Genomic DNA, 1182 nt, shown 5'->3' with positions numbered 1-1182 from the left:
CGCGTCTTACTCGATGATTTTCGACACGACGCCGGCGCCGACGGTGCGGCCGCCTTCGCGGATGGCGAAACGCAGGCCGTCTTCCATCGCGATCGGGGCGATCAGCTCGACGGTGAAGCCGACGTTGTCGCCGGGCATGACCATCTCGGTGCCTTCAGCCAGGGTCACAGTGCCGGTCACGTCGGTTGTACGGAAGTAGAACTGCGGACGGTAGTTCGCGAAGAACGGGGTGTGACGGCCGCCTTCTTCCTTGGTCAGGATGTAGGCTTCGGCTTCGAACTTGGTGTGCGGTGTCACAGAACCCGGCTTACACAGAACCTGGCCACGCTCAACGCCTTCACGGTCGATACCGCGCAGCAGGGCGCCGATGTTGTCGCCCGCTTCACCGCGATCCAGCAGCTTGCGGAACATTTCAACACCGGTACAGGTGGTTTTCTGAGTGTCACGGATGCCGACGATTTCGATCTCGTCGCCAACGTTGATCACACCACGCTCAACACGGCCCGTAACAACGGTACCACGACCCGAGATCGAGAACACGTCTTCGACCGGCATCAGGAACGGCTTGTCAACTTCACGCTCAGGGGTGTCGATGTAGTCGTCAACAGCCGCCATCAGTTCGCGGATCTTCTCTTCGCCGATTTCCGGCTTGTTGCCTTCCATCGCGGCCAGAGCCGAACCTGCGATGATCGGAATGTCGTCGCCGGGGTATTCATAGCTGGACAGCAGTTCGCGAACTTCCATCTCAACCAGTTCCAGCAGCTCTTCGTCGTCAACCTGGTCAACTTTGTTCATGAACACGACCATCTTCGGGATGCCAACCTGGCGGCCCAGCAGGATGTGCTCGCGGGTCTGCGGCATCGGGCCGTCAGCGGCGTTCACAACCAGAATCGCGCCGTCCATCTGGGCAGCACCGGTGATCATGTTCTTGACGTAGTCGGCGTGGCCGGGGCAGTCAACGTGCGCATAGTGGCGGTTGTCGGTCTCGTATTCCACGTGGGCGGTCGAGATGGTGATGCCGCGCGCTTTCTCTTCGGGCGCACCGTCAATCTGGTCATACGCTTTGAAGTCACCGAAATACTTGGTGATTGCTGCGGTCAGCGTGGTCTTGCCGTGGTCAACGTGGCCAATCGTGCCGATGTTGACGTGCGGCTTATTACGCTCAAACTTTTCCTTTGCCAT

The 1182-nt window shown here is 59.5% G+C and carries 1 protein-coding gene; it reads right to left on the bottom strand.

The genetic code is table 11. The annotated features are described in order from the left end of the window. Nucleotides 1-6 precede the first annotated feature (6 nt). Nucleotides 7-1182, bottom strand: a 1176-nt coding sequence (gene tuf, locus ACR0IM_RS24515) for an elongation factor Tu (RefSeq protein ID WP_480597428.1), incomplete at its 5' end; no start/stop codon positions are given.

The organism is Ruegeria sp. BF6 (genome assembly GCF_056538665.1).
The sequence above is the reverse complement of the archived record's forward strand: the minus strand, read 5'-3'. Positions and strand labels throughout refer to the sequence as shown.